Origin of the sequence: Vibrio sp. SSH13-20 (genome assembly GCF_040104475.1) — a bacterium.
Classification (GTDB): domain Bacteria; phylum Pseudomonadota; class Gammaproteobacteria; order Enterobacterales; family Vibrionaceae; genus Vibrio; species Vibrio harveyi.
Map to the genome: position 1 here is coordinate 1 of NZ_JBECOU010000034.1, position 1,788 is coordinate 1,788.

Below are 1,788 nucleotides of genomic sequence, written 5' to 3' on the forward strand. Positions count from 1 at the left end.
TCAAAGCTATGGCTCTGAAACTAACTGTATTTCATATTAATAAATGGCTAACAAACTGTTTAAGAGTGATTCGCAACGCGTGGCATTTTCACTATGCGTTGCGTTTGGTGTTTAAGGTGGTATGCAGCGGCATCGGTATTGCGTTGCTCACACCTTAACAGGGCGTTAGCCCTTTTTGAGGAAATGATATGGAAATCGTGCAAGAAATTGACGTTTCAGAATTACATCATAAGGCAATCGAAGCGTTAAGAAACCAAGCTTTCCCAGATAGCCAAGTAAGTCGCTCTTACTTTAAGCAGTTACCTCATATGCGTGCTCTTCATTTTCAAGGTGAACAGTTGGTTGGCTATCTTGGACTGGACTATCGAGCCGTGAGCGTCGGCGGGGAAATACATAAGGTTCTGGGCGTCATCGACTTCTGTGTTGATGAACGTTATCGAGGGCAAGGTATTGGCTCTTTTATGTTGTCAGAAGTATCGGCATTTGCCGAAACTAAAGACGTTGATTTCATAATCCTCATATCTGAGTTAGATGATTTCTACTCTTCAAATGGCTTTAACAAAGTTCAGTGCATGCAGTCCTGGTTAAGGCTTCACGAGCACACCAACTTTGGAGTTGCTGTAGAGCATGTTGATGAACTGTATGTGAAACCACTCAGAGATAAGCAGTGGGGTGTTGGACATTTTGATTGGCTAGGTTATATGTACTAGTCAACCACAAGGCTAACAAAGCATTTAAGAGTGATTCGCAACGCTTGGCATTTTTGCTATGCGTTGCGTTTAGTGTTTAAGGTGGTATGCGGATGCATCGGTATTGCGTTGCTCACACCTTAACAGGGCGTTAGCTCTCTCGGAAATTTAAGCAAAAGGAGGAAACATGGAAACTGTTACATTGCTAAAAGATGTGTTGTTAGATAAGGGGCAAATTCATAACTATTATGAAGGTAAAGTACCTCTTAATTTGTGGAGAGGACTAAATGTTAAAAAAGGTATGGGGCTTTTTGAACTAATTGAAGATACTCTCCTTCTTTCAAATGGTAGACCTAGACCTGCTGATATTACTATTCAAGGAATGGGAGCTGATGCGAGAGTTTTAGTGAAGGACCGGCCAAGAGGCATCAGTACGTTTGATAGACCAGGGATACCACAGGGGCCAAATTGGCAGCACTATCGGATACCAGAGGGCACACCTTTACCTTCTGGGTTGGCGATAGTTAAAGATCAGTATAACCCTCGTTTTGGTGCGTATCATTACACTATCGCTCCTGCTTATGATATGCCCTTGTCAAAGTTTAAGTTACTATTAAGTAAATTAGCGAAGTTAGCAGTAAGAGAGGCTGCGTAAGATGAATATACCTAAGCCATATGTACCGATGCTATTATCGGCAGTTAGAGACGCTGTTCTATATAATCAAAACTTGTTACATAGTGAAACTTTGAGAGAACGTGAAGATTATGAGGAACACTTAGTTCATTTGACTCAGTTTTTTGAATATTTGAAAGATGAATATAAAAGCAATGAAGCAGAATATGGTTTGAAGCTAGAGCAGTTGCTACCTGAACAAGCAGAGAGCTAACAAAGCATTTAAGAGTGATTCCCAACGCTTGGCATTTTCAGTACAAGGTTGGGTTTCGTGTTTACGGTGCAATTGATTAGGTTAGGTGGTAGCGTTGCTCACACCTTAATGCGGCGTTATGTGAACAAAACTGAGATTGATGTCGAGTTTATGAAAATATGATGCTCGACAGTTTCTGAACTGGAACAAATACTATTTCAAATTATAAGCTT

At 40.8% G+C, this 1,788-nt stretch carries 3 protein-coding genes; all 3 read left to right on the forward strand.

The window, feature by feature from the left end; translation table 11 throughout:
• The first annotated feature begins 188 nt into the window (after positions 1-188).
• Positions 189-710 carry a GNAT family N-acetyltransferase gene (locus tag ABMY42_RS26280; protein WP_038881865.1) on the forward strand — a complete coding sequence of 174 codons (522 nt, stop codon included), beginning with the start codon at positions 189-191 and terminating at the stop codon, positions 708-710.
• Positions 711-876: 166 nt separating this feature from the next.
• Positions 877-1,344, forward strand: coding sequence for a hypothetical protein (locus ABMY42_RS26285; RefSeq protein ID WP_017190377.1), 468 nt, complete (start codon positions 877-879; stop codon positions 1,342-1,344).
• Position 1,345: 1 nt separating this feature from the next.
• Positions 1,346-1,576: a hypothetical protein gene (locus tag ABMY42_RS26290; RefSeq protein WP_005446124.1), complete on the forward strand. Its 231-nt coding sequence runs from the start codon at positions 1,346-1,348 to the stop codon at positions 1,574-1,576.
• Positions 1,577-1,788: the final 212 nt, after the last annotated feature.

Bases quoted from the DNA above. Each gene is read 5' to 3' on its own strand.
- ABMY42_RS26285 (WP_017190377.1), top strand. From the start codon at position 877: ATGGAAACTGTTACATTGCTAAAAGATGTGTTGTTAGATAAGGGGCAA.
- ABMY42_RS26290 (WP_005446124.1), top strand. From the start codon at position 1,346: ATGAATATACCTAAGCCATATGTACCGATGCTATTATCGGCAGTTAGA.
- ABMY42_RS26280 (WP_038881865.1), top strand. From the start codon at position 189: ATGGAAATCGTGCAAGAAATTGACGTTTCAGAATTACATCATAAGGCA.